Origin of the sequence: Polaromonas sp. YR568 (assembly GCF_943369675.1) — a bacterium.
In the GTDB taxonomy this organism is placed as follows: domain Bacteria; phylum Pseudomonadota; class Gammaproteobacteria; order Burkholderiales; family Burkholderiaceae_C; genus Polaromonas.
This window is the reverse complement of sequence record NZ_CALROB020000065.1, coordinates 1-25,631: the sequence shown is the minus strand read 5'-3', so window position 1 is coordinate 25,631 and position 25,631 is coordinate 1. Positions and strand designations below refer to the sequence as shown.

At 61.1% G+C, this 25,631-nt stretch carries 19 protein-coding genes, 1 tRNA gene and 1 pseudogene; 16 read left to right on the top strand and 5 right to left on the bottom strand.

Annotated elements, in window-relative coordinates; all coding sequences use genetic code 11:
• The 16 genes and pseudogenes from ACLV8F_RS23340 to ACLV8F_RS23265 form a co-directional block, all read left to right on the top strand.
• On the top strand, positions 1-330 hold a 330-nt coding region (locus ACLV8F_RS23340), incomplete at its 5' end, for an alpha/beta fold hydrolase (RefSeq protein ID WP_411886580.1).
• 75 nt (positions 331-405) lie between these two features.
• Positions 406-3,864 (top strand): response regulator, encoded by a 3,459-nt coding sequence (locus ACLV8F_RS23335; RefSeq protein ID WP_411886579.1) that lies wholly within the window; start codon positions 406-408, stop codon positions 3,862-3,864.
• A 101-nt stretch (positions 3,865-3,965) separates the two neighbouring features.
• On the top strand, positions 3,966-4,790 hold the full coding sequence (locus ACLV8F_RS23330) for a CheR family methyltransferase (RefSeq protein WP_411886582.1): 825 nt from the start codon (positions 3,966-3,968) through the stop codon (positions 4,788-4,790).
• Positions 4,787-5,404: a chemotaxis protein CheB gene (locus tag ACLV8F_RS23325; RefSeq protein WP_411886578.1), complete on the top strand. Its 618-nt coding sequence runs from the start codon at positions 4,787-4,789 to the stop codon at positions 5,402-5,404. Before ACLV8F_RS23330 ends, ACLV8F_RS23325 begins: the two co-directional genes overlap by 4 nt.
• Positions 5,401-6,603: an ATP-binding protein gene (locus tag ACLV8F_RS23320; protein WP_411886577.1), complete on the top strand. Its 1,203-nt coding sequence runs from the start codon at positions 5,401-5,403 to the stop codon at positions 6,601-6,603. Before ACLV8F_RS23325 ends, ACLV8F_RS23320 begins: the two co-directional genes overlap by 4 nt.
• A gap of 131 nt (positions 6,604-6,734) precedes the next feature.
• A protein-coding gene (gene prfB, locus ACLV8F_RS23315; RefSeq protein ID WP_411886576.1) for a peptide chain release factor 2 occupies positions 6,735-7,839 on the top strand; the annotation gives its coding sequence in 2 pieces (ribosomal slippage) (positions 6,735-6,815 and positions 6,817-7,839; 1,104 coding nt in all).
• A gap of 82 nt (positions 7,840-7,921) precedes the next feature.
• Positions 7,922-10,669 (top strand): aminopeptidase N, encoded by a 2,748-nt coding sequence (gene pepN / locus ACLV8F_RS23310; protein WP_411886575.1) that lies wholly within the window; start codon positions 7,922-7,924, stop codon positions 10,667-10,669.
• A gap of 17 nt (positions 10,670-10,686) precedes the next feature.
• Positions 10,687-11,544, top strand: coding sequence for a tetratricopeptide repeat protein (locus ACLV8F_RS23305; RefSeq protein WP_411886574.1), 858 nt, complete (start codon positions 10,687-10,689; stop codon positions 11,542-11,544).
• A gap of 74 nt (positions 11,545-11,618) precedes the next feature.
• Positions 11,619-12,626 carry a class 1 fructose-bisphosphatase gene (locus ACLV8F_RS23300; RefSeq protein WP_411886573.1) on the top strand — a complete coding sequence of 336 codons (1,008 nt, stop codon included), beginning with the start codon at positions 11,619-11,621 and terminating at the stop codon, positions 12,624-12,626.
• A 22-nt stretch (positions 12,627-12,648) separates the two neighbouring features.
• A tRNA-Thr gene (locus ACLV8F_RS23295) sits at positions 12,649-12,724 on the top strand.
• Positions 12,725-12,961: 237 nt separating this feature from the next.
• Positions 12,962-13,972: a transglutaminase family protein gene (locus ACLV8F_RS23290; RefSeq protein ID WP_411886572.1), complete on the top strand. Its 1,011-nt coding sequence runs from the start codon at positions 12,962-12,964 to the stop codon at positions 13,970-13,972.
• A gap of 14 nt (positions 13,973-13,986) precedes the next feature.
• On the top strand, positions 13,987-14,586 hold the full coding sequence (locus ACLV8F_RS23285) for a ribonuclease domain-containing protein (RefSeq protein WP_411886571.1): 600 nt from the start codon (positions 13,987-13,989) through the stop codon (positions 14,584-14,586).
• A gap of 11 nt (positions 14,587-14,597) precedes the next feature.
• Positions 14,598-15,014 (top strand): barstar family protein, encoded by a 417-nt coding sequence (locus ACLV8F_RS23280; protein WP_411886570.1) that lies wholly within the window; start codon positions 14,598-14,600, stop codon positions 15,012-15,014.
• 32 nt (positions 15,015-15,046) lie between these two features.
• Complete coding sequence (locus ACLV8F_RS23275; protein WP_411886581.1) at positions 15,047-15,292, top strand: DUF6980 family protein; 246 nt, start codon at positions 15,047-15,049, stop codon at positions 15,290-15,292.
• 66 nt (positions 15,293-15,358) lie between these two features.
• Positions 15,359-15,616 (top strand): annotated as a pseudogene (locus ACLV8F_RS23270) (IS21 family transposase); the annotation flags it as partial.
• Positions 15,617-15,761: 145 nt separating this feature from the next.
• The gene (locus ACLV8F_RS23265; RefSeq protein ID WP_411886569.1) at positions 15,762-16,046 is read left to right on the top strand and encodes a hypothetical protein; all 285 of its coding nucleotides are present in this window, start codon (positions 15,762-15,764) and stop codon (positions 16,044-16,046) included.
• 110 nt (positions 16,047-16,156) lie between these two features.
• On the opposite strand, the gene ACLV8F_RS23260 is transcribed toward ACLV8F_RS23265, so the two are convergent.
• The 5 genes from ACLV8F_RS23260 to ACLV8F_RS23240 form a co-directional block, all read right to left on the bottom strand.
• Complete coding sequence (locus ACLV8F_RS23260) at positions 16,157-18,937, bottom strand: SNF2-related protein (protein ID WP_411886568.1); 2,781 nt, start codon at positions 18,935-18,937, stop codon at positions 16,157-16,159.
• Positions 18,930-20,870, bottom strand: coding sequence for a phospholipase D family protein (locus ACLV8F_RS23255; protein WP_411886567.1), 1,941 nt, complete (start codon positions 20,868-20,870; stop codon positions 18,930-18,932). The genes ACLV8F_RS23260 and ACLV8F_RS23255 overlap by 8 nt, the downstream gene beginning before the upstream one ends.
• Entirely contained in the window at positions 20,867-22,252 is a 1,386-nt protein-coding gene (locus tag ACLV8F_RS23250) for a hypothetical protein (protein ID WP_411886566.1), read from the bottom strand. The genes ACLV8F_RS23255 and ACLV8F_RS23250 overlap by 4 nt, the downstream gene beginning before the upstream one ends.
• Before the next feature lie 43 nt (positions 22,253-22,295).
• Positions 22,296-24,002 carry a LeoA/HP0731 family dynamin-like GTPase gene (locus tag ACLV8F_RS23245; protein ID WP_411886565.1) on the bottom strand — a complete coding sequence of 569 codons (1,707 nt, stop codon included), beginning with the start codon at positions 24,000-24,002 and terminating at the stop codon, positions 22,296-22,298.
• Positions 23,999-25,631 (bottom strand): hypothetical protein (locus tag ACLV8F_RS23240; RefSeq protein ID WP_411886564.1); only part of this gene is annotated, 1,633 nt, incomplete at its 5' end. The genes ACLV8F_RS23245 and ACLV8F_RS23240, both read right to left, overlap by 4 nt.

Sequence of the window (25,631 nt, the reverse complement as noted above, 5' to 3'; positions counted from 1 at the left end):
TGGCTGGCGCAGCACTGGGCGCGGCCGGACGCGGCGGGCAAATGGCAGATCCTCGGCGAAGCCGCGCACAAGATCACCAGCGCCCAGCTTTACCGCGTCGATGAGGCGCTGGCGATCTACCGCCAGATCAGTGCCCCGGTGCTGGCCGTCGAGGCGTCGGACGACTCCCTGGCCACCTGGTGGCAGGGCAAGTACTCACTTGCCGAGTACCACGAGCGGCTCAAACAAGTGCCCGACGCGCGTGTCGCCGTGGTGCAGGATGCCGGCCACATGCTGCACCACGACCAGCCCGAAGCGCTGGCCGGGCTGATCGAAAACTTCGCAAGCTGAGGCTTTCGCCTACAAGGAAATCAGCCGGCCTGGGGCAAACTTGACGCTTTTTGCGATGTAACGCGCGGAGAGAGCATGACCGGGACAGCCAGCATAGACCAGGACAAATTTCGCAGCATCCTGACGCGCAACATCACCCTGCCCCTGGGCATGGGCGCGCTCAGCGCCGCGCTGTTCGTCGGCCTGATCTTTTTCCTGCTTTCGTCCCTGAACTGGGTAGAGCACACCGAACGGGTCATCGGCAACGCCAACGAGATCAGCAAGCTCAGCATCGACATGGAAACCGGCATGCGCGGTTACCTGATCACGGGCGAGGAAAGCTTCCTGCAGCCCTACGACATCGCCAAGTCGCGCATCGGCAGTGAAATCGCGGCGCTGTCGACGCTGGTGGGCGACAACCCCCAGCAGGTAGACCGCCTGCGCCGTATCGCCGCGCTGCAAGCCCAGTGGAACGAATTCGGGCAAAACGCCATCGACCTGCGCCGCCAGCAAGGCAACTACCAGGACGTCATCCGCGCGGGCCGCGGCAAGGCCATCACCGACGAGATGCGCCGCGAGTTCCAGTCCTTCGTCGCGATGGAAAGGCGGCTGCTGCAGGACCGCAATTCGGATGCCAAGACCATCACGCTGTGGAGCGTGCTGCTCTACCTCGTCTTCACGCTGGGCGTCAGCGGCCTGCTGGCCTTCTTCGGCCGGCGCGAGCTGGTGCGCCTGTCCGACACCTACACCGTGGCATTGCGCCAGCAGGCCGCCGACGCCGCCGTGCTGCAGGAGCAGGGCTGGCTGCGCACCGGGCAGACGCAGCTCGCCGAACACATGATCGGCCAGCAGGTGCTGGGCGGCCTGGGCCGCAGCGTGCTGGATTTCCTCGCGCAGTACCTGCGCTTTGAGGTCGGCGCCGCCTACCTGCGCGAAGACAACGGCGGCCTGCGCCGCATCGCGGGTTACGGCTTCAGCAAGCAGGCCGACGAAGCCGGGCAGGCTTTCGCCGGCAATGAAAGCCTGGTGGCCCAGGCGGCGCTTGAAAACCGCGTGCTGCAGCTGGACGACCTGCCGGCCGGCTACCTCAAGGTCAGCTCGGGCCTGGGCGAGGCCGCGCCGCGGCACGTGCTGATCGTGCCGGTGGCGCATGAGGGCCTGGTCAATGGCGTCATCGAACTCGGCTTCCTGCGCGAACTCGGCCCGCGCGACATCGAGTTCGTCAAGCTGATAGGCGGCAGCATAGGCACCTCCATCCACAGCGCGCTGTACCGCCAGCGCCTGCAGGACCTGCTGGCCGAAACCCAGCAGCTCAATGAAGAGCTGCAGGTGCAGCAGGAAGAGCTGCGCACCGCCAACGAGGAGCTCGAGGAACAGTCGCGCGTGCTCAAGGAGTCGCAGGCCAACCTGGAAAACCAGCAGGCCGAACTCGAGCAGACCAATGTGCAGCTCGGCGAACAGGCGGTGTCGCTGGACCAGAAAAACGAGGCCCTGAGCCTGGCGCAGACGCAGCTCGAGCTGCGTGCCGAAGAACTCACGCGCGCCAGCCGCTACAAGTCCGAGTTCCTGGCCAACATGTCGCACGAGCTGCGCACGCCGCTCAACAGCTCGCTGATCCTGTCCAAGCTGCTGGCGGACAACCCCAAGGGCAACCTGAGCGAAGAGCAGATCAAGTTCGCCCGCTCCATCTATTCGGCAGGCAACGACCTGCTGAACCTCATCAACGACATCCTGGACATCTCCAAGGTGGAGGCCGGCAAGCTGGAACTCTCGCCCGAGGACGTCCAGGTCGGCAAGCTGGCCGAGTCGCTCAAAAACACCTTCGAGCCGCTGGCCGGCCAGAAACAGCTGGCCTTCGAGGTCACGGTGGACCCGGCCACGCCGGCGGCACTCTTCACCGACCGCCAGCGCGTCGAGCAGATCCTCAAGAACCTGCTGTCCAACGCCGTCAAGTTCACCGAGGCGGGCGCCGTGCGCCTGAGCGTGTCGCCGCAAGCCGGCGGCTACGTCGCCTTCGCCGTGCAGGACTCGGGCATAGGCATACGCGAAGACCAGCAGGCGATTATTTTTGACGCCTTCCGCCAGGCCGACGGCACCACCAGCCGGCGCTACGGCGGCACCGGCCTGGGCCTGTCGATCTCGCGCGACCTGGCCGCGCTGCTGGGCGGCTCGATCAGCGTCACCAGCAGCGAAGGCCAGGGCAGCACCTTCACGCTGCTGCTGCCCGGCCGCTGGGACCAGCCGCAAGACATGCCGGTAGCCGCACCGGCCTTCGCTCCCGCGCCGGCCCCGGCCCCGTCCGTGGCGCCGGCCAAGGCCAGGCAGCCTGCAATACCGGGCTTTGCCGACGACCGCCACACCCCCTTCAAGGCCCGCCTGGTGCTGGTGATCGAGGACGACTCGGCCTTCGCGCAAATCCTTTACGACCTGGCGCATGAGCTCAACTACAGCTGCCTGGTCGCGCACAGCGCCGAAGACGGCTTCGCGCTGGCCAGCCAGTTCGTGCCGCACGCCATCCTGCTGGACATGGGCCTGCCCGACGGCTCGGGCCTGATGGTGCTGCAGCGCCTGAAGGAAAGCGCGCAGACCCGCCACATTCCCGTGCACGTGGTGTCGGGGCAGGACCGCAGCGAAGCCGCCCTGCAGATGGGCGCCATCGGCTATGCGATCAAACCCACCACGCGCGAGCAGCTCAGGGAAGTTTTCAGGAAGCTCGAAGACAAGCTCACGCAGAAGGTCAAGCGCGTGCTGCTGGTGGAAGACGACGCGATGCAGCGCGACAGCGTGACGCACCTGATCAGCGACGACGACGTGGAAATCACGGCGGTGGAAACCGGCGCCGAAGCCCTCGCGCTGCTGGCCACCACCATCTTCGACTGCATGATCATCGACCTGAAGCTGCCCGACATCCAGGGCGCGGAGCTGCTCAAGCGCATGTCGAGCGAAGACATCACCTCCTTCCCGCCGGTGATCGTCTACACCGGCCGCAACCTGACGCGCGATGAAGAGGCGGAGCTGCTGAAATACTCGCGCTCCATCATCATCAAGGGCGCGCGCTCGCCGGAGCGCCTGCTCGACGAAGTCACGCTGTTCCTGCACAAGGTCGAGTCCGAACTCTCGGCCGAGCGCCGCACCATGCTCAAGACCGCGCGCAGCCGCGACCGAGTGTTTGAAGGCCGCAAGATACTGCTGGTGGACGACGACGTGCGCAACATCTTCGCGCTCACCAGCGCGCTGGAGCAAAAAGGCGTGCAGGTGGAAATCGGCCGCAACGGCCTGGAAGCCATCCGCAAGCTCGAGGAAGTGGCCGACATCGATCTGGTGCTGATGGACGTGATGATGCCGGGCATGGACGGCCTGGAAGCCACGCGCCGCATCCGCCGGAACCCGCGCTTCCAGAAGCTGCCCATCATCGCCGTCACGGCCAAGGCCATGAAGGACGACCAGGAGCAGTGCCTGCAGGCCGGCACCAACGACTACCTGGCCAAGCCCATCGACCTGGACCGGCTGTTCTCGTTGTTGCGCGTCTGGATGCCCAACCTGGAACGACTTTGAGCATGAGCAACGACAAGGTGGACAAGGCGAGTGACGCCGCGGGCGACGGTGCGGGTTCTCCTGCGCCGGTGATCCGCAGCTCGGCCGCGCTGGCCGCCGCCATGCCGGACGGGCCCAGCAGCACCGACATCGAGTTGCGCCTGCTGATGGAGGCGATCTACCTGCGCTACAGCTACGACTTCCGCGACTACGCAGGCGCCTCGCAAAAGCGCCGCGTGCTGCATGCGCTGAGCCAGCTCGACTGCCCGACCATCTCGGAGCTGCAGGCGCGCGTGCTGCACGACCCGACGATGTTCCACCAGTTGCTGCAGTACCTGACCATTCCCGTCAGCGAGATGTTCCGCGACCCGACGTTTTTCCTCGCGCTGCGCGAGCAGGTGGTGCCGCGCCTGGCCACCTACGCGTCGATCAAGGTCTGGATCGCCGGCTGCAGCACCGGTGAAGAGGTGTATTCGCTGGCGATCCTGCTGCGCGAGGAAGGCCTGCTGGATCGCGCGCTGATTTATGCGACCGACATCAACCCCGAGTCGCTGGACAAGGCGCGCCAGGGGATTTTCCCGCTCGAGAACATACGCGGCCACACCAAGAACTACCAGAAGGCCGGCGGCAAGCGCGCGTTTTCCGACTACTACACGGCCGCCTACAACGCCGCCGTCTTCGACAAGTCGCTGCGCGAGAACATCACCTTCGCCGACCACAGCCTGGCGACGGACAGCGTGTTTTCGGAAACGCAGCTGGTGCTGTGCCGCAACGTGCTGATCTACTTCAACAAGCAGCTGCAGAACCGCGCGCTGGGCCTGTTCCACGAGTCCCTGAGCCACCGCGGCATCCTGGGCCTGGGCAGCAAGGAGAGCATCGACTTTTCCGCCTATGCCAACCACTTCGACGCGCTGGACCGCGGCGAACGCATCTTCCGCAAAAAATGACGACGCCCGCAGCCGCTCCTGTCGCCGCATCCGGCTTCCCGCGCCACAAGGTGGACGTGGTGGTGATAGGCGCGTCGGCCGGCGGGGTCGATGCGCTGCTGCAGTTGCTGACCGGCCTGCCCGACGGTTACCGCCTGCCCATCGTCGTCATCCTGCACCTGCCCGAGACACGCGACAGCCTGCTGGCCGACATCTTCCGCCAGCGCCTGGCGATCCAGGTGCATGAAGCCGCCGACAAGGAAGGCATCGCACCCGGCACGCTGTACTTTGCCGGCGCCGGCTACCACCTGTCGATCGAAAACGACAAAAGCTTCTCGCTGAGTTGCGAGGCGCCGGTGCACTACTCGCGCCCCTCCATAGACCTGCTGATGGAGTCGGCGGCCGACGCCTACGGCCCGCGCCTGGCCGGCATCCTGCTGACCGGCGCCAACTTCGACGGCGCGGCGGGCCTGGCCCGGATCAGCGAACGCGGCGGCCTCACCGTCGTGCAGGACCCGGCCGAAGCCCAGGTCGCCACCATGCCCGAAGCCGCCATCGCCCTGTTGCAACCCAGCCTCGTGCTTCCCCTGGACGGCATACGCCGCCTGCTTCTCCAACTGGATACCCTGCCATGAGCGACCACCGCGCCAAAGTCCTGATCGTTGACGACCTGCCCGAGAACCTGCTGGCGCTCGAGGCGCTGATACGGCAGGACGACCGCGTCGTCTTCCAGGCATCCAACGGCGACGACGCGCTGGCGCTGCTGCTGCAGCACGAATTCGCGCTGGCCATCCTGGACGTGCAGATGCCGGGCATGAACGGCTTCGAGCTGGCCGAACTGATGCGCGGCACCGAAAAAACCCGCGGCATTCCCATCGTCTTCGTGACCGCCGCGGGCAAGGAACTCAACTACGCCTTCAAAGGCTATGAAACCGGCGCCGTCGACTTCCTCTACAAGCCGCTCGACGTGGACGCGGTCAGGGGCAAGGTCAACGTCTTCGTCGAGCTTTACCGCCAGCGCCAGGAAGTGCGCCGCCAGGTCCAGGCGCTGGAAAAAAGCCGGCAGGAGCAGGAAGCACTGCTGAAAGAACTGCGGGCCGCCCAGGGCGAGCTGCAGAACGCCGTGCGCATGCGCGACGACTTCATGTCCATGGTGGCGCACGAGCTGCGCACGCCGCTGAACACGCTGTTCCTGGAGGCGCAGCTGCGCAAGATGCAGCTGGACCGCGGCAACACCGCGATCTTCGACGCGGCCTACCTGCAGAAGATGGTGGCGCGCGACCAGCGGCAGATCCAGAGCATGGTGCGCCTCATCGACGACATGCTGGACGTCTCGCGCATCCGCAGCAACCGGCTGTCGATACGCCCCAGCGAGGTCGACCTGCCCGCCCTGCTGCAGCGCGTGGTCGGCAACCTGGCCAACCAGGCGGCCTCGGCGGGCAGCAGCATCACGCTGGAGGCCGGCCCCGCCATCACCGGCACCTGGGACGAGTTCCGCATCGAGCAGGTGGTCATCAACCTGCTGACCAACGCCCTGCGCTACGGCAAGGGCAAGCCGGTCACCGTCAGCGCGGCCCCGGCCGAAGGCGGGGTGCGCATTGAAGTCAGCGACCAGGGCATGGGTATTTCCGAGGAAGACCAGCGGCGCATCTTCGAGCAGTTCGAGCGCGCCGCCGGCAACGACGGCACCGGCGGCCTGGGGCTGGGCCTGTTCATCACGCAGCAGCTGGTGGAGGCGCACGGCGGCCGTATCGGCGTGCAAAGCGAGCCGGGCCTGGGCTCGACGTTTACCGTGACCCTGCCGATGTCGCCGCCGGGTGAAGCCGGGGCCTGAGAACCGGTTCCCGGGCAGCTCCATGGGCCGTATTGCCTTTTTGCCGCCCCGACGTCCCGCTCGTGAGAAAATAGCCGGTTAAGCGCCTTCATGGCGCTCCCCCTACACCGACAGCCTCACAGGACATTCTCATGGACGCAGAACGCATCAACCTCATCAGCAACCAGCTCGTGGACCTGAGCAACCGGGTCAACGAGCTTCGGGGGTATCTTTGACTACCCTGCCAAAGAACGAAAACTGAACGAAGTCAACGCCGCGCTGGAAGACCCGAAGGTCTGGGACAACCCCAAGCGCGCGCAGGAACTGGGCCGCGAAAAGAAATCGCTGGAAGACGTGGTCCACGTCATCGACCGCCTGACGTCCGAGCTCTCCGACAACACCGAACTCTTCGAGATGTCCAGGGCCGAAGGCGACGAAGCCGGCATGGTGACGATTGAAGCCGAGGCCGCCAAGATCGCCGCCGAAGTCGAAAAAATGGAATTCCGCCGGATGTTCAACAACCCGGCCGACCCCCTCCCCTGCTTCCTGGACATCCAGGCCGGCGCCGGCGGCACCGAGGCCTGCGACTGGGCCAGCATGCTGCTGCGCCAATACCTCAAGTACGCCGAGCGCAAGGGCTTCAAGACCACCGTCGAAGACGAATCCCCGGGCGACACCGCCGGCATCAAGGGCGCGACCATCAAGATCGAGGGCGAATACGCCTTCGGCCTGTTGCGCACCGAAACCGGCGTGCACCGCCTGGTGCGCAAGTCGCCCTTCGATTCGTCGGGCGGGCGCCACACCTCCTTCGCCTCGGTCTTCGTCTACCCCGAGATCGACGACTCCATCGAGATCGAGATCAACCCGGCCGACGTGCGCACCGACACCTTCCGCGCCAGCGGCGCCGGCGGCCAGCACATCAACAAGACCGACTCGGCCGTGCGCCTGACGCACATCCCGACCGGCATCGTCGTGCAGTGCCAGGACGGCCGCAGCCAGCACAGCAACCGCGACGTGGCCTGGAAGCGCCTGCGCTCGCGGCTCTATGACTTCGAGCTGCGCAAGCAGCAGGAAGCCCAGCAAAAGCTGGAAGACACCAAGACCGACGTGGGCTGGGGCCACCAGATTCGCAGCTACGTGCTGGACAACAGCCGCATCAAGGACCTGCGCACCAACGTCGAGGTCTCGGCCACGCAGAAGGTGCTGGACGGGGACCTGGACGTCTTTATCGAGGCCTCGCTGAAGCAGGGCGTTTGATGCCGGGCGGCCATGACGGCCGCGCCGGAGTGGATGGGATTTTTAGCGTTTTTCAGACTGTTTTGATTGTGAGGAAGTAGCCATGTTGCAAATGCTCGATGACCGTGGATCAGGACAGGGGCCCTCGGTGGTCATCAACCGCGCCGACTACATCGCCCCGGCCTACTGGATAGACACCGTCGACCTGTGCTTCGACCTGGACCCGGCGAAGACGCGCGTGCTCAACAAGATGCGCCTGCGCCGCAACCCCGACGTGCCGGCGCTGCCGCTCAAGCTGGACGGCGAGGAACTCAACCTCTCGCGCGTGCTGGTCAACGGCCAGGGCACCTCCTTCAAGATGGACGGCAACCAGCTGGTGCTGGAAAACCTGCCCGAAGGCACCGAGCCCTTCGACCTGGAAATCTTCACCACCACCTGCCCGGCCAAGAACACCAAGCTGATGGGCCTGTACGTCAGCAACGACTCCTTCTTCACGCAGTGCGAGGCCGAGGGTTTCCGCCGCATCACCTACTTCCTGGACCGCCCCGACGTGATGGCCAGCTACACCGTGACCCTGCGCGCCGACAAGGCCCAGTACCCGGTGCTGCTGTCCAACGGCAACCTGGTGGACCACGGCCCGCTGGAGCCCGGCCCCAACGGCGCGCGGCATTTCGCCAAGTGGGTGGACCCGCACAAAAAGCCCAGCTACCTGTTCGCCCTGGTGGCCGGCCAGCTGGTCAGCCGCGAGCAGCGCATCACCTCGCGCGCCGGCAAGGAACACACGCTGCAGGTCTACGTGCGCCCCGGCGACCTCGACAAGACCGAGCACGCGATGACCTCGCTGATGCATTCGGTCGCCTGGGACGAAGCCCGCTTCGGCCTGCCGCTGGACCTGGAACGCTTCATGATCGTCGCCACCAGCGACTTCAACATGGGCGCCATGGAAAACAAGGGCCTGAACATTTTCAACACCAAGTATGTGCTGGCCAACCAGGCCACTGCCACCGACGTGGATTTTTCCAACATCGAAAGTGTGGTCGGCCACGAGTACTTCCACAACTGGACGGGCAACCGCGTCACCTGCCGCGACTGGTTCCAGCTGAGCCTCAAAGAAGGCCTCACGGTGTTCCGCGACCAGGAGTTTTCACAAGACCTGTGCGGCGAAGCCTCGGCCCGCGCCGTCAAGCGCATCGAGGACGTGCGCGTGCTGCGCACCGCCCAGTTCCCCGAAGACGCCGGCCCCATGGCGCATCCGGTGCGGCCCGACAGCTATGTCGAGATCAGCAACTTCTACACCGTCACCATTTACGAAAAAGGCGCCGAGGTCGTGCGCATGATGCAAACCCTCTGCAGCAATGCAGAGTCCGATCCTTTGGGGCGCGACGGTTTTGCCCGCGGCATGACGCTGTACTTCGAGCGCCACGACGGCCATGCCGTAACCTGCGACGATTTCGCGCAGGCGATTGCCGACGCCAACCCCATGTCGGACCTGGCGCGCCTCCTGCCCCAGTTCAAGCGCTGGTACAGCCAGGCCGGCACGCCGCGCGTGCATGCCCAAGGCAGCTACGACGCTGCTGCGCGCACCTACACGCTGACGCTGGAACAAAGCTGCGCGCCCACCGTGGGCCAGCCGGTCAAGCAGCCGTTTGTGATCCCGGTCGGCCTGGGCCTGCTGGGCGCGGACGGGCAAGACCTGCCGCTGCAACTGGCCGGTGAAAGCCAGCCGCCCGCCAGCACGCGCACCGTGGTGCTCACGCAGGCCAGCGAGACACTGACCTTCACCAACATCGATGCCGAACCCGTGCCCTCCATCCTGCGCGGCTTCACCGCCCCCGTGGTGCTGGACTTCAGCTACACCGACGCGCAGCTGCTGCACCTGCTGGAGCACGACAGCGACCCCTTCAACCGCTGGGAAGCCGGCCAGCGCCTGGCCGTGAACCGCGCCATCGCCGCCATCACGGCAGTTTCCACACCCGCCGCCGTGCTGGATGACGCCTACCTGGACGCCATGCGCCAGGTGCTGCGCCACCCCACGCTGGACTCGGCCTTCAAGGAACTGGTGCTGACGCTGCCGTCCGAAACCTACCTGGCCGAGCAGCTGGCCGTGGTCGACCCGCAGCGCATCCACGCGGTGCGCGAAGCCATGCGCCTGCAGCTGGCCACAGCGCTGGCGGCGGACTGGGAGGCCGCCTACCAGGCCAACCACGACACCGGCGCCTACACGCCCGACGCCGTCTCCTCGGGCCGGCGCGCGCTGGCCGGGCTGGCGCTCACGCACCTGTGCCTGGCCGCACAAACCAGCGGTGACGCAACGTGGCCGCAGAAAACCCTGCAGCGCTTCAAGGACGCCGGCAACATGACCGACCGCTTCAACGCGCTGGCCGCGCTGGTCTCCAGCGGCCATGCCCTTGCGGCCGAGGCGCTGCCGCTGTTCCACGCCATGTTCAAGGACGAAGCCCTGGTCATCGACAAATGGTTCGGCCTGCAGGCCGGCGCGCCGGACCGCGGCGGCAACATCCTGCCCGCCGTGAAGCAACTCATGAAGCACACCGACTTCAGCCTGCGCAACCCGAACCGCGCGCGCAGCGTGGTCAGCACCTTTTGCCAGGGCAACCCCGCCGGCTTCCACCGCGCCGACGCCGCCGGTTATGTGTTCTGGAGCGACCGCGTGATGGAACTCGACGCCATCAACCCGCAGGTCGCCGCACGCCTGGCGCGCGCGCTGGACCGCTGGAGCAAGCTGGCTGAGCCCTACCGCAGCGCGGCGCGCGAGGCGATTGCCCGCGTTGCGGCCAAGACAGACCTGAGCAAAGACACGCATGAAGTGGTCACCCGCGCATTGGCCGACTGAACGAGGACGACACCGCCATGGCACTCTTCTCATTCGGTACCCCCGCACAGCGGTTTGCGAAGAAATTCAACCGGTTGCGCGACACCGTGCACGACACCAGCGCCAGGTTCAAAGGTTCACGCATGTCGGCCGACCTGGCCGCTCTGCAGCCCCTGGCCGAAGCCGTGGGAGCCGACTCCGACGAAATGGCCGACCTGCTGTGGCTGCAGTTCGTGGTGTTCCGAAAACGCCAGCAGGACACCGAAGGCCTGCCTCTGGGGCTGCGCGCCCTGGCCATGCGCGCCGCCAAGGGCAATCTGACCCCCACCGGGCGTTATGAACAACACTACGCCATCGGTGAGTCGGCCCTGGATGCCAAGGAATACGACACCGCCATCGAACACCTTCAGCAGTCGGCCCACTGGGCCGCGCACGAAGGCGTCACGCTGAGCGTCGAGCAGAAGCTGGGTCTGCGCGAAGAAATCGGCTACGCCCTGCACGAGGCCGGCCGCTTCGCCGAAGCGCTGGCGCACAACCGGCAACTGTTCACCGATGCGCAAGCCGCCTTTGGCTTCGGCACGGACAGGCGCATGTCCGGCGTCATCAACAACCTGGCGCAAAATGCCCACCAACTGGGCAAACATGCCGAGGCAAAAACCTGGATGCAACAGCGCCTGGCGCTGGGCAAGGCCCTGGAGGACACCGACATCGTGCTCGACGCCTTGTTCCAGCTCGGGGTGCTCGCGCACGAAACACGTCGGACTGCCGAAGCACGCGCCTTCTTCCAGCAACGCGTGGACATTGCGCGCGCCGCGGACGACGAGTACCTGCTGGAGAGCGCCCAGGCCACGCTGGCCGAATTTGAAGAGCGCAAACCGCAAGGCAAGCCCCGCTGATCACCTCGCCCGGCCATACCCGACAACAATATCGCCGCCCAACCGATCCAACCTTTCATCGAACGGAACTCCCCATGTCCCAAAAAATCTCCCTGACCCGCTACCTGGTGGAGCAGCAGCGCATGGACGGCCACATCCCGTCGCAGCTGCGCCTGCTGCTCGAAGTGGTGGCCCGCGCCTGCAAAAGCATCAGCCAGGCCGTCAACAAAGGCGCGCTGGGCGGCGTGCTGGGCACTGCCGGCAGCGAGAACGTGCAGGGCGAAGTGCAGAAAAAACTCGACATCATCGCCAACGAGGTGCTGATCGAGGCCAATGAATGGGGCGGCCACCTGGCGGCCATGGCCTCGGAAGAAATGGACAGCATCTACGTGGTGCCCAACCGCTACCCCCAGGGTGAATACCTGCTGCTGTTCGACCCCCTCGACGGCTCCAGCAACATCGACGTCAACGTCAGCATAGGCACCATCTTCAGCGTGCTCAAAAAGCCCGAAGGCCATGCCGGCGTCGAAGAAAAAGACTTCCTGCAGGCCGGCAACAAGCAGGTCGCGGCCGGCTACTGCGTCTACGGCCCGCAAACCACCCTGGTGCTGACGGTGGGCGACGGCGTGGCCATGTTCACGCTGGACCGCGAGCAGGGCTCCTTCGTGCTGACCGAGGAAAACGTCAGGATTCCCGAGGACACCAAAGAGTTCGCCATCAACATGAGCAACATGCGGCACTGGGACGCGCCCGTCAAGCGCTACATCGACGAATGCCTGCAGGGCAAGGAAGGCCCGCGCGGCAAGGACTTCAACATGCGCTGGATCGCCTCCATGGTGGCCGACGTGCACCGCATCCTGACCCGCGGCGGCGTCTTCATGTACCCCTGGGACAAACGCGAGCCCGAAAAGGCCGGCAAGCTGCGCCTGATGTACGAGGCCAACCCCATGAGCTGGCTCATCGAACAGGCCGGCGGCGCCGCCACCAACGGCAAACAGCGCATCCTGGATTTGCAGCCCACCAAGCTGCACGAACGCGTCAGCGTGATGCTCGGCTCCAAAAATGAGGTCGAACGGGTAACTTCCTACCACTCCGGGCTATAATCTCGGGCTGTATTCCTAAAACGCCGGTGTAGCTCAGTCGGTAGAGCAGCTCATTCGTAATGAGAAGGTCGGGTGTTCGATTCATCTCTCCGGCACCAATTCAGGCGGAAAATAACGATAGTGGTCACTTACCGGTGATTGCTGAGGTCACTTCTGGTGACAGTTGGTTTTCCGCATTAAGAGGCCTCCCTTGTGGAGGCTTTTTCTTTTTCTGGGTAATTTGCACATTCGTGCTCATTGGGTTGGGTAGTAACCTACTGGGTTGCGCTACGACCAAACACACCCGATAGCATCGTCAGAAACCATGGCACTCCTCTCTCCTATCTGAACTGCACATGCGACATCCTCGCTTGTCACTTGTTACGGGTATGTGGGCTGGCCTGTTACTGGCGTCGGTGAGTCATAGTCCCGCTCACGCGCAACGAGTCGACCCCGAGGTCCAGACGCTACGCGCCATTCTGCAGAAGCCAGAGGCAGAGATTGACTTGGCGAGGGTCAAGCTAACCATCGACCGCATGGTTGACCCCAGCGTAGACGTCGAAGCAACTCTTCAAAAGCTCGATGCGATGGCTGCCTCCGTCAAGGCGTCGGCCGGGGCCAATGCTCCCAGCTTTAAAACGGCCTCCATGCTTCGCTCATACCTGTACGACGCGGGCAGCTGGAACAACAGGCAACCCTTCCAATACGACCTGGACGATCCGTTGGGACGAAAAGTCAGCAGCAAGCTACTGCCCACCTACCTCACCACAAAAAGAGGCAACTGCGTCTCGATGCCAACGTTGTTTGTCCTGCTGGCACAAAAGTTAGGACTGGATGCAACCTTCGCCGAAGCGCCAGGTCACTTCTTTGTGAAATACCGTGATGAGGCGGGCCGCTCTTACAACCTCGAAACCACATCTGGCGGCAACCAAAAGACTGACGAGAGCTACCAGCGCGATACACCTATGACGCCAAAAGCATTAAAGAGCGGGATCTACATGCGCCCCTTAAGCAAGAAGGAGTCTGTCGTGACCGTCTTGATGGACCCGCTTGTGGAGCACTACAAACTCCAAGGTAATCCTGAGCGAATCATTGCTTTATCTGATTTGGCCCTGGAACACTACCCCAAAAACGTCGATGCGATGCTGAACAAAGGTTATGCTTATTACCTGATTTTGAAGAGGGACTTTCTTGAAAAGTACCCTGCCCCCAAAGACATTCCAGCGGCAGACAGATCACGATTCGAAGAGCTGAGCCGAAATAATCATGCTTGGTTTCAAAAAGCCGAAGAGCTTGGATGGAGAGAGCCCAACGCAGAAGCGGATACAAGGTATCTGCAAACAGTGAGAAAAGTAAAACGCAACTAAGGGAGGAAGTTCGTATGAGGATTTATAAATTAATCAAAGCAAGTGTGTTGGTGATAGGGCTGCTGGGATTGGGCGGCAATGCCATTGCGCGCTTTATGCAGGCAGACCCCATTGGCCTTGAAGGCGGAATAAATCAGTACGGCTATGTAGACGCCGATCCATTGAACTATGTGGACCCAGATGGGCTCACGAAAGACGATCCCAACTCAAAGTTAAAACCACAAACAATAGCGCCGATTCCCACCGCCGGTAACAGTGGCGGGGGCGGAGGCATAAAGTCGGCGGGTGGCGCATTTAAGCCAATACCGTTTCCACCTCCATTCATTGGGGCAGGGAATAAGTCAGTGCTGAAGAATCCCGTCTGCCCTCCCGAAGTGATGAATACCATGGCCCGCATCAATGCGGGTCAGTCCTATCCGCATCGAAATGATGGATCAGTCTTTGGCAATAAAGAGCAGTTGTTGCCTATTAAGCCAGCGGGCTATTACCGGGAGTACGTGCATCCGACGCCGGGTTCTTCTGGGCCAGGGGCGCAACGAGTTGTGACGGGACAAGGAGGCGAGGCGTATTACAGTCCGGACCACTACGGCACGTTCATTCCCATTCCTAAATGAAGAGGAGCATGATGAACATTGCTTTTGAGTTCATAGACCCATTGACCTACCGCAACCCTGCAGGCAGCTTTGTACTGAAGGTTCCAGAAGGTATCCAATTCAAAGCGAGCTTGTTCGCTGCATTCGAAAGTGCGGGGAAATTCCCTGAGTATTTCGGGTCAAACTGGGATGCGTTTTTTGATTGTTTGCGTGACTTTGGGTGGATACAGGAAAAGAAGATCGTGATCCTGCACCAGGATTTACCGTTGTCCGAAAATGCATCAGATTGCCGCATTTACTTAGAAACTCTTCAGTCGGCGATTGAAGATTGGGCTGCAAGCGTTGATGATGCTTCGACGGAGTCTAATAGTCACCAATTAGTTGTAGCTTTTCCGTCGACTCTGCGACAAGACATCTCAAGCGTGTTGTTCGGTCACCGTCCGAACTAATTTTGACGGAACAAAAGCGGGCACTGATTTCCATGCGGATAGATTGCTGCACGGAGCTAAAAAATCACATTGAAGGCGGAGACTTGCATCTTCACTTTGACCCGAAATTTAGAGAGTTCGGGATCAGATACGCCGATGATGGAACGAGCCTTCAACTGATTAACTACTGCCCCTGGTGCGGGAGTGCCCTACCAAGCTCGTTGAGAAATGCATGGTTTGATGAACTTGATTCCCTCGGTGTTGAATTCCGTCGAAATCTGATCCACTTATCGCAGTAATTTCCATCCAAATCTGACCCACGTAGGCACTACCCTGCTTGTTTTAAAAGCAGGGAGAAATTAGGAGTGATAGACGTGGCGACATTGAATGTCATCAGACGTTGGGCATTGAGGGATCAGATGTCCATCCGCGAGATCTCCAGGCGTACAGGCCTGGCTCGCAACACAGTGAAGAAGCACCTGCGATCGGAAGAGACCGAGCCCAAGTACCCGCGGCGGGTCAGTTCAAGCAAGCTCGATCCCTACGCCGAGAAGCTGGCCACCTGGCTGGGAATCGAGGCAACAAAATCGCGGAAACAGCGGCGCACTTTGAGGCAGATCCACACACTTGATCGTTCTTGGCGTTAATGAAATAGTCTGCATTGATTTGGCGTGATGCGGCCACGCTGATTTGTAGGCCAATGCCGACACTTGAAATGATTTTTTACAGACAGTGTGCAAATACCACTATTGGCGCAAAATCGTGAGTATGAATACAGGAAAAACCAAGCCAAGCTCACCGCCGCCACTGGAAGATGTGGTCGAAGAAAACAAGGAAGTGGTGGAAGAGATTCGGCATGCGGCAGACGAACTTGCCGTGGCTCATGCTGTCTTGGCTACGGAGACCGTAAAGGCCAATCCGTCCAAAGACACCAAGGTAGCCGTCGAGCGCACAAAACAAGTGAAGGAAAAGCTGAAAGAAACAGCAAGCAAGCTGGAAGATACGACAGAAGCCCTTGAGGAGCATGTGTCGAAATCAGTTCAAAAGCCATAACTAGCGTCACTACTTGCTATTGGCATTGTATTGCCATGTATCACTCCTCCATTCCCCCTGCTTTTAGAAGCAGCAGGGTAGCGCCTTCGCGGATCACGTCTCGACGGATTTCAACAGTCAAGCGAATATCTGCGTTTGGGCACATCCTCGCTTTCGAACCGGGCCGGGTACGGGTCCTCCAAGGTGATTTCCGCAACGGGTTGACGCAGGAACACCTTCCACCCGCCGCGGGTCAGTCGGATCTCCCTATCGAAACTTCCCTGTATGCACCGGTCCATCTTTTCCTCGACCGCGTGCTTCCGCTCGATGAAAGAGCCGACCTGGTCCTCATCAAAGCTGCTCTGGAGATAGGGATAGTTGATGTCGAGGGTGACCGTGCCGGGGGGGTTGTCATTCAATAATCGATTCACCTTTCCGAACAGGCGGTCGATCCGCCCAACTCTCTGCTCGTTTTCGCCCGGCGTCCAGGCGATGCCGTAGTGGTGCACCTTACGACAGTTCAAGTGGAGGTTAACCCCTTCCTGGAACACAGACGTGGCCACCAATGTGTTGGGATAGAACGGACTGTTGAATCCCAGTATGAGGTGCTGGCGATGGCTTGACTCTCCGCTTGCATACCAGGCGGGGCTGGAAAGCGTGGTCAAAGTGCGCCAGCCTTTTTTCCAGTCACCCGCCTTATGGTCCACGATCTTGTCGCACAGTTGTTCGAATGTATCCAGGGCCGAAACGAAATAACGCAATAGCAAAGATTCAACTATGCGTTCACGAGCGTAGTTGAAGAATGCTCTGTAACGTTGCTGCACGCCTGACTGCGACTTACCCAGCGGTGTTCGATCGAAACGCGTCTGCCATCCATAAAGCTCCACGATCACCGGGCTTGCGAACAAAAAACCCGCTTTGAGATAGTGGCTGAAGTTCTCGGCGATGTCCGGCCGGTCTGCAGCCCATTTCCGCAAAATGAGCTGGCGAGCTTCGCCCAGATGGGGGAACACCAGCGACCATAGGGTTTCGATCGGACCGTCACCGTAGCCGCGTGATGTGGCGTCCTGGGGAACGAGCTGCTTGTCGCCGTCCTTAAAAACCATGTGCCCGGCCATGCGCTGTCTCTGCGCCGCCTTGATATAGTCCGCCCGCGGCTTGCCGCCTTGTACATACTCGTAGTGCCACGCGTAGCCGGCCGCCATGTAGTCGGAGGCCGGCTCCATGAACATCGCGTGCAGGCTCGTGCTCCTGCGCAGGCTCAGGCTGAAGCGGGAAGCGTCCGTCGGCAGTGGTCCAATCTTGTCTTTGGGAAGTTTTTTGGTCACGAACAGGTCGGCGATCTTCGAGCCCAGGTACGCGTCGGGGGTGTCGGGCGTATCGGATTCCGTCTCTTTGTCGTTGCCGGGTTCATCCTCACTGCTGTCTTCGTCCATATTCTCCGACGTGGCCTGTGACTCCGTGAACGCCCTGAATCCCTCGCGTGACCACCGTTGGCGTTCCCATTGGGCGAATACCTCGCCAGACATGCCCCAGGCGTCGCAAAGCTCCTTTGCGAGCAAGCGGTCATAGTGTTCATTCACCCGCTTGGTGAGCTCGCGAACGGAGGGAATCCGGCGCACGAATATGAGATGTTTTTCCTCGTGCAGCGGTCGATCCATCCGCATGGCGAACAGATCGCGCGGTGTGCACTGTTCAACCACGCGACCGTATTTTGGATGCTCCGGCGCACGCTGGAAGAGGAGGCGAAAATCCCGGCTCAAGCCTCTCAGCAGATCCGTGTCGCTGGCCTTGTGGAAATCCTTCGCCCCGTCTTCATCCGGCGATTCCGCTGCCCCGTCCTGCGCGATGGGCGCAAGGTCCTCCTCTCCGGCCGATTCGAACCCCTCAAGAAAGCCATAGAGCATCCGTCGCTTCTCCTGCTTTGCGTTGAGCTCGTGGACGAGCCGGCGCTGGTAGAGCGCGAAGAACATTTCGGCATCAGGCTGGCCTGCAAATCCGCACGGCGTGGCCAGCTCGGCTCGGTACTGGTGCTTGGTGAAGCCGGTCCCCGCCATGATCCGGAAGCGCCGCAGGGCATATTTGCGCATCAGCTCCTCCGGTGTGTGGTTGCGCAGCTCTTTATGGCTTCCCACGAAGAAGCCAAGGATGTTCGCCACGTCGCCTAACTGGCTGTGGCTGGGCGTCGCCGTCAGCAGCAACGAGCGCTGACCTATGCGGCCCTCCAGCGGGCCGAAGAATGCGCCTGCTGCCGCCGCGCGCTGCGACCCGCCTTCCGGATTCCGAAAGTAGTGCGCCTCGTCGACGATTACCAGATCGAATCCCCGGCCCTCGAGGGAATTCATGATCCGCTGATGGAAGCCCGCGGCTGCTTTTTTCGCCGCCTCCAGTTTGTTTCCCTTGTGCTCGCCGTGCACCAAGCCGCTCAACGAGTGGGTGCTTGTGACGTAGAACTGTACGGGGCGAATTTGGTTCGAGCGGTTTTCGATGGCCTCCGTCAATTCCGGCAAGGAGTAATACGCACCTACGGGCGGTACCACTTCGTCCTTTACTTTCACACGACCATCTTCTTCGCGGTAATGGAGACGGACAAACGCGGCCAGCTCAAGCTGCCAGTGGCGGCAGATGTCGCGATTGGGCGCCATCACCAGCACTCTGGCGGACGGTTTCGTCTTCCAGAGCAGCGATGCGACGCCCAGCGCCTGGAAAGTCTTGCCCGTCCCGACTTCGTCCGCCAACAGGGCCACACGATGCCTGGACAGGAGGTTCCAGAGGTACGCCACACCCTCTGCCTGCCGCGATGCCATGCCGGCAGGCGCTCCGGGCACATAGTGCCATCCGGGGTTGTTTTGCTCGAAATTAATCCATTGCGAGACCTGCTCGGGCCGCAGCCCTCCCCAATCATTAGCCATGCTTCACCCACTGCATTTCGACATGCGCCAGGTACTCGGCAGTGACACCTTGAGGCGGCACGCCGGGCGGCAGAACCAGGGTCAGCCAGCGGGCCTCCGGCACGGGCTCGTAACCAGGCTCACGGGCCTTCGCACCGTACGCCAACTTGCGCCGTCGCGACTGTGCGCGCTCGCACAGCCATCGCACCTCGTGGCCGAGGAACCATTGAAAGACATCACGGCCAGGCTTGGCGAGTTCTTCACGGGCTTTCCCGACAAGTTCGAGCAGGCACCCTGGCCAGCTGAATACGTGGTGCTCGAGGTCCGCAAGCTTCTCTATCCCCGACAGCTTCTGCTCGTAAGCGCGAATGGATTGAAAAAGCCTGAAATACCCGATAGGCGCCTGTAAGGCCTCATCGGCGGTCGGCTCAGCCGGTGCATCCCCTGTTTCCATACGCTCCTCGTCCGCGAAGCTGTCCGTGTCCAGCCGGATACGGAATGGCAACTCCTCCATACCCTTTACGTCGTCACCCTGGATCAGGGCTTCGAGCAGGTCTGCCAGGGACGCGAAATGCTGCGCGCGGCGAGAACTTGCGTTCAATTCGCTAACAATACCGCTCTGCACTAACTCTTCGCTCTGAAAAACTTTGAATACCCGGTCAAGTAGCAGAGCCCTGTCGTCTACTGTGTGAGGGTCGGGTGCGACCGGCTCGCGGCGAGCGTTCCAGGTAAGCGGCACGAGGGAGGCGATGCCGGGAAGGCGCATTTGAAAATCGTTCCTCGGGCGATCGTTAAGCCATTTGCCCTGGAACTTGTAGGTCTGCGCGCGCCAATCGAAACTAACGTGCAGGTCGAACGGTGGCAACGGCTTGACCACGAGACTTTCCTGATCAAGCAGCTCCGGTGACGCGCAGTGTTCCGCGCCCAAATCAAGCAATACTCCGCAAGCGCCGCGCCAGCTATGACTGTCGGAAATGATGAAACCTGCTTCGACGTTGTTGTCGGTGCTCCATTTGCCTTGTGCGTCCTGCAGGCTGTTTGAGCCGGGGCCAGTAAAGTTCCACGACCCGAGCGCCAGCTTGCCTGTCACTTTCCAGAGCTTGGCATGGCACATCTCGGTGCTGGGGTGGCGATAAGCAGGATTGTCGTAGAAGGCGATGCGACCGCTGGCCTTCAGCCGTGACAGCGCATCGCTCCATTCCGTGCGTAAGTACTTGCCGGCGACACGGTCCGCCACCAGCTGTACGCGAAGATTCTGCGCGGTAGAGGCGATATGCAGCCTGTCGATGAAACCAGCCAGGTCGCGCGGCAGATAGGGAGACCAGACAGCAAGGTCGACGTCGCTTGCGCCCGACAGCAACTGTTCGGGGAAAGCCATCTTCTGGTAGCTATGGACGAAGTGCCAGTGCTCCTTGGCAAAGGGAAACTTCCCCCGCGCGGCCAAGGTGCAAGGAATATCCGCCGCTTCGCACAGCTTCTCGAAAAAGGCGCGGATTTCGCGGTAGTTTTCGAAGCTCGTAACTTCGAAGAACTGGAAGGTCTCCAGATTGCGCCCCCAGCCGGAGACGGTCAGGTTGGCACTGCCGGCACCGATTACGCGCTTGCCGTTGCAGTCTTCCAGGTAGATAACCTTGGCGTGAAACAGACTCGCCTCCGAAAACTGTTTGGATGCGCGCTGAGGCCGGATGGCGTGCACAGGTATGCAGGTTCTTTTGATGCGATGGGCATCGACAAAACGAGGATCACAGAAGACCCGGAAATCAATCTCCTTCGCGGTCAGTTCCTGTTGAAGTTGCTCATATTCGAGCCGGCTGCGCGGCGTGTTCGCACCCAGGGTGACGGGAAGAACGTAAGTCTCAACGAACTCGATGTCCGTCGTGAAGCTGGTCAGCCACACACGGCGTAAGGTGTCCATCCCTTCCACCTGCCTTTGTAATTCCTGAAGAAGCTTCACGTTCCGACCCCTTGCAAGCCTTTCACGAGACTCCTGAACTGCGGCACGTAGTAGTCGTTATACCAGGCACCCGGCCGCCGGGTACCGGGCTCGACAAGGGTCGCGGTGCGCGAATGCACCGTAATACTGCCGCCGTTGTCGATTGACAGCCAGACCGGTTGGCCGCGCGCCTGCATGACATCGCTGTGGTACTTCACCAGTGCGCGCACTTGGCTTTCGAAGTCTCCTGCTTTCGCCACCTGCTGGAGCCTGGAAAACCGGCGGCCGGCTTCGCTCCCTCTCAGTGCGGGCAGGTTGATTATGGCCGTGAGCTCCTGTGCCAGGCCCGGAAGGCGGTTGCCGTCCCGCCCAAAGCTCTCCCACAAGACCGCGACGGCGCCAACGGACTGTTTGCGCTCACGGGTCATCAGGGTGAAGAGAAGCGCGCAATCCGACAGGAACGGTTCCACCTTGATGATGTGATCAAGCTTGGCCTTTTCCAGGGGTTGCAGGTCCTCCTTTAACGCCTTCTCCACCACGCGTCTTGAACTGAGAGCCTCCCCGCTTTCAGCCTCCAGGACCTTCATGAGAGCACCCGCGGCGCCACTGTCCAGCTCGGTCTGGCGGAGCCAGAACTGCCGCGCATAGGCTCCCACCGCAGCTGGTGAGCTGAACGCCAGCGCGTACGCCTTGGTGAGTTTTTCGGGAACGTCGATTCTGAAACGCAGTGCACCCTTGTGGCGCAATTTCGGGAGTTGCGCCTTCAGGAAGGCATAGGCCTCCCGTTCAATCTTGGCCAGCACATCATTGCTGTTGCCTGTCACGAAAGCTGCCGCATCGGACCAGCGCGATTGAAATGCGGGCCGGAAGTATTGATAGCCGCTGTCAAAGAAACCAATTTCCACCAACGGCGTCTTGTACCGGCCGCTGACACCGAGGCCCAGTTGGCGGACCAAAATTTGTCCGGCGGTTTCGTGGGTAAACACAATAACCGGATCACCTTCGTCCTGATCCCAGCGGCGGCGGGCTTTCGAAATTCCCAGCACGCCCGCAGTTTTTACATCTTTCAGGTTCTCGTGACGGAGTACTGAATAGACGAAGAGATTCTCGAGCAGGATCAGGCACGCTTGCTTGAACGCGAGGGCATCCTTATTGCCGTATTTTTGCTGTAGCGAACTGCTCAACTGCACGGCGTCATCGGCAACCAGCTTCCGAACCAGGAAGTGGTGAAAAAGGTTGAGCGTGTAGTTCCGAACGTCGTTTGAGATGGAATTGACACGGTTTTTGAAAACCTGCCGGCCGAAAGTCGACCAGATAATGAGCGTGCCAATGGGATCGATATATGTATCGGCCGAGAGGGTCTCGTCGTACTCCGTGAGGTACGGTGTCAGGAAAAAAGCCATTGGTGGACCTTGGAGCGATTTGTAGCGCTGTACCTATACGACCTTAGCCAGCCACCACGGTGAACTCGGCGTCGATCACCTCGCCGCGCTCTCGCCAGGCACGGAACTGCAGGCGTTTGGCTTGGCGGTCTGTTACCGTGTGCTCCAGTTCCTGGATACTTTTTTGAAGCGCTGAGTATTCGCCGAAGAAGCTGCTGGCGAAGTCAGGTCCGTCGACGAGCTTCAGTAGTTCGGCACGCTGGTCATTGAAGTTCATGACCATCTTCTCCAGCGCTGCGCGGAAGGCTTTCTCGCGTTGGCTCTGCTCCCAGGAGTCCCAGACTTCCAGCGCCAGCCCGAGCACAGCCAGAGCGCCCTTGAGGCCGTCGGCTGTTTTGTGGGCGCCCCACGGCTTGAACCTGAGCTTCTCGCCCAACTCCAGGCCCACCAGCTTGCCGGCGGCAACGATGCCGTCCCGCGCGGCAAGCACATTGATATTGGTAATGAGCTTGTTTTTGAGCACGAAGTTGACGCCCTGTTTGCCTAGCGAGGTGACAGTATTGTTGTAGTGGATGATCTCGGCATCAAACTCGACGGTCATTTTTCCCAGGTCTAGCGTTGGTGCGCGCAACTGGCGCTCGAACTCGCTTTGTAGACGGGTGTTGAGCACAATGCCGTCACTGCCGATTTCACGCTCGAAGAAGTCGAGGAAGGTTTCCTGGCTCAGCCCCTTCGCCTGAAGAATGAGGTCGGTGAAATATTGGACGGCGAAATCGCGCAGGGAGCCGCGCACCTGGCCGATCCGCTCGCTGCTTAGGCCCAGTTGCCGGGTAAGGCGAGTGCTCATGATCTCCAGTTTTTCAAGTTCGCGGCCGATCTGTTCGTCATTGGCAATGGCGACGGGCATTTCCTTGGCCAGCACGTCGCGGATGATGGATTGCCGGGCATCCTCAACTACCATCGCGGCCCCTCCATTACTGTCAATCTTCAGGGCGGTTGCGCTCTGCAGGTTGACGATGTGCGAGAGTGCCCTGAATTTTTCCGGGTAGGCCAGCCAGTGTTCGGTGCCCAGATCGAACGGATCGGGCGCGACGGCAACGACGGTAAGGTCATTTTTTTCCTCATCCGTCAACCCGATAAGGTCCCTGAGCCGTGAGGTTACGTTCTCGCGCTTGATGGCCAGGTTGTTTTCATATTCCTGTTCGTCCTCGACGTCAGCGACTTCGTCGAAGCGGCTTAGCACAAACACGGTGCGCGGCAGCAGCTTGAGCGTCCGGAACAACCAGGTCAGATCGTCCTGGTGGCTTTCCTTGATGGGGTTGGTGGAGTTCATGACGTAAAGCAGCAAGTGCGCTTCACTCACGTACTTACGGGTGGTGTCCTTGTATTTCTCCATGGCGCCAGCCTGCGCGTTGAATTGCTCCTTGAAACCGAACAGGCCGGGGGTGTCGATGAGAACCATGTCATCCCCGACCTCGTAGACCTTGACCTCGTTGGAGGATTCCTGTTGGCTGATGTTCATGCTCGAACGATCAAGGCGTTCCATCCAAGCCGCGGCCAACGAGGTCTTGCCTTCAGAGAAGCCACCCACCAGGGCGATCTTCAGTTTGCCGCCGGTGACGTCGCCGATCGCGCCCTGGAGCTTGGCCTTGAGGTTGGCGTCGATGCTGACCCCGGCATCTTCGCCCTGCTGCAGGAAGTCAGAGAGCTTTTGCAGCAGCTGGAGGTTACGGGACCGGCGTGCCTGGAAGGCATTCAGGGTGTTGTTCATGTGTTGGTGCCTGTATTGGAGATTTCTTTGGAGAGAAGGGCGAGTTCGGCGGTGGATGTGCGGAGCGCCTTGCCGATGACTTCCAGTTGATCGGCCGGTCCGGTCAGTGCGTTGTTGACTTCGCGGACCTGGGCCGCCACGAGTTCGAAGCTTTCATGCACGCTTTTGAGCACCGACCCGCGTATGCTGGAGGCCACTTTATGCAGGTTGGCGCCGACGGCACTACGCTGTTGCGCCTTCTGATAGTCATCATCGAAAAAGTCCCAGACCGCCTTGCCCATAGTGAACAGGAGGCCGACGGCCGCGATGGTCCCGACAATCCAGCCGCCGGGGTTGGAAATCAGGGCAGCAGCGGCCAGCACGGCGCCGACCAGGCCTCCCAGCTTGATGCCGTTGTCGATCCTGATTTTCAGCGCGATCGGCTCCTTCAAACCATGGATGTTGATCTTCCCGTTGAGCGCCAGCAATTCCTCGGCGAACTTCTGGAAACGCTCGACCACTTCCTGGATCTCTTTTTCGAAGTTGCTGACCGCGCCGCCGAGGCGGGCCGGCAGCGTCGCCGCCATGGACGCCTGCCCTGCCGTAATCTCATCGGAGAAAGCCTGCTTGAACCCGTCGTTGTCGAGGTTGCGGTCGATGCGGGTGTAGATGTTGCGGCGCACGTCTTTGGTGAAGCGATCGACCTCCTGCTGGACCAGGGAGTCCAGGCCATTTTTTAAACTTGCCAGCTTGATCGTGATTTGGTCGCGCGCAAATTCGGCGTCTTTTTGCAGCTTGACCTGCAAGGGCTCGAGCTTCCCGCGCTGCATTGCCGAAAGCTGATCGACGGTGTCGCGAATCAGTTTTCCCGCCTTGTTGAAATTTGCCTGTCGGATCTTGCGCTTGTAGTCCTTGATGAATTCACCGGTGAGCAAGCTCCGGAAGGAGTCCAACCCGGTTTTGACGAGAATCTGCTCCGCTGACATTTTTTCCAGGAATTTGCCGCGGTTTTTTTCGTCGGAAGAGCCCGGAACAAGGCAGTCAGCTACGCCGAGAAAGGCGGGCTGCGCGCTCAGAGAAATATGCGACTGATAGTTCTCGCCCAATTGCGCGCGCATCTGATTGTCGAGAACGCCGAGGCTGGCTTCTTCGTCTTCACTGACCAGCGATGGCCTCCCCAGTTGCATGGGGTTGGTGACTCGCTTGTTGAAGATCGCCCAAACCTCTGTCTGGTCGTCCAGATGTGCCTTGATCTTTTCCAGGGTGCCCGGCTTTCCGGGATCGCCTTTCTGCGGAGTGGCCGCCTTGGCGGTGATGTAGAAAACGGCATGCGACTTACGCACGGCATTCCATATCTGGTCGCTAACCTTGCCTTCATCACCCTCGATGCCGGGTACGTCGAGCAGGGCGAATTTTTGCCCTCCGGCGCCAAAAAAATAAGAGGCCGTGTCGCGCGTGAAGTCGGAACGACCGTCGCCGATGATCTCGCCGTCGGCATACGGCGCAAGCTGCGCCAGCGCCCCTTCCTGCCGGGTCTGCAGGGACTCGGCTCGCTCCATGCGAGCAACGGCCTCGTGGTTTATGCGGTTGATGTCGGCGATACGGGCGGAGTTTTCGGCATCAAATGCCTGGCATTGGCGCTGGACTTCA

What these genes read in the sequence shown, in the direction of transcription:
- ACLV8F_RS23335 (WP_411886579.1), top strand. Translation starts at nt 406, where the DNA reads ATGACCGGGACAGCCAGCATAGACCAGGACAAATTTCGCAGCATCCTG.
- ACLV8F_RS23330 (WP_411886582.1), top strand. Translation starts at nt 3,966, where the DNA reads ATGCCGGACGGGCCCAGCAGCACCGACATCGAGTTGCGCCTGCTGATG.
- ACLV8F_RS23325 (WP_411886578.1), top strand. Translation starts at nt 4,787, where the DNA reads ATGACGACGCCCGCAGCCGCTCCTGTCGCCGCATCCGGCTTCCCGCGC.
- ACLV8F_RS23320 (WP_411886577.1), top strand. Translation starts at nt 5,401, where the DNA reads ATGAGCGACCACCGCGCCAAAGTCCTGATCGTTGACGACCTGCCCGAG.
- pepN (WP_411886575.1), top strand. Translation starts at nt 7,922, where the DNA reads ATGTTGCAAATGCTCGATGACCGTGGATCAGGACAGGGGCCCTCGGTG.
- ACLV8F_RS23305 (WP_411886574.1), top strand. Translation starts at nt 10,687, where the DNA reads ATGGCACTCTTCTCATTCGGTACCCCCGCACAGCGGTTTGCGAAGAAA.
- ACLV8F_RS23300 (WP_411886573.1), top strand. Translation starts at nt 11,619, where the DNA reads ATGTCCCAAAAAATCTCCCTGACCCGCTACCTGGTGGAGCAGCAGCGC.
- ACLV8F_RS23290 (WP_411886572.1), top strand. Translation starts at nt 12,962, where the DNA reads ATGCGACATCCTCGCTTGTCACTTGTTACGGGTATGTGGGCTGGCCTG.
- ACLV8F_RS23285 (WP_411886571.1), top strand. Translation starts at nt 13,987, where the DNA reads ATGAGGATTTATAAATTAATCAAAGCAAGTGTGTTGGTGATAGGGCTG.
- ACLV8F_RS23280 (WP_411886570.1), top strand. Translation starts at nt 14,598, where the DNA reads ATGAACATTGCTTTTGAGTTCATAGACCCATTGACCTACCGCAACCCT.
- ACLV8F_RS23275 (WP_411886581.1), top strand. Translation starts at nt 15,047, where the DNA reads ATGCGGATAGATTGCTGCACGGAGCTAAAAAATCACATTGAAGGCGGA.
- ACLV8F_RS23265 (WP_411886569.1), top strand. Translation starts at nt 15,762, where the DNA reads ATGAATACAGGAAAAACCAAGCCAAGCTCACCGCCGCCACTGGAAGAT.
- ACLV8F_RS23260 (WP_411886568.1), bottom strand. Translation starts at nt 18,937, where the DNA reads ATGGCTAATGATTGGGGAGGGCTGCGGCCCGAGCAGGTCTCGCAATGG.
- ACLV8F_RS23250 (WP_411886566.1), bottom strand. Translation starts at nt 22,252, where the DNA reads ATGGCTTTTTTCCTGACACCGTACCTCACGGAGTACGACGAGACCCTC.
- ACLV8F_RS23245 (WP_411886565.1), bottom strand. Translation starts at nt 24,002, where the DNA reads ATGAACAACACCCTGAATGCCTTCCAGGCACGCCGGTCCCGTAACCTC.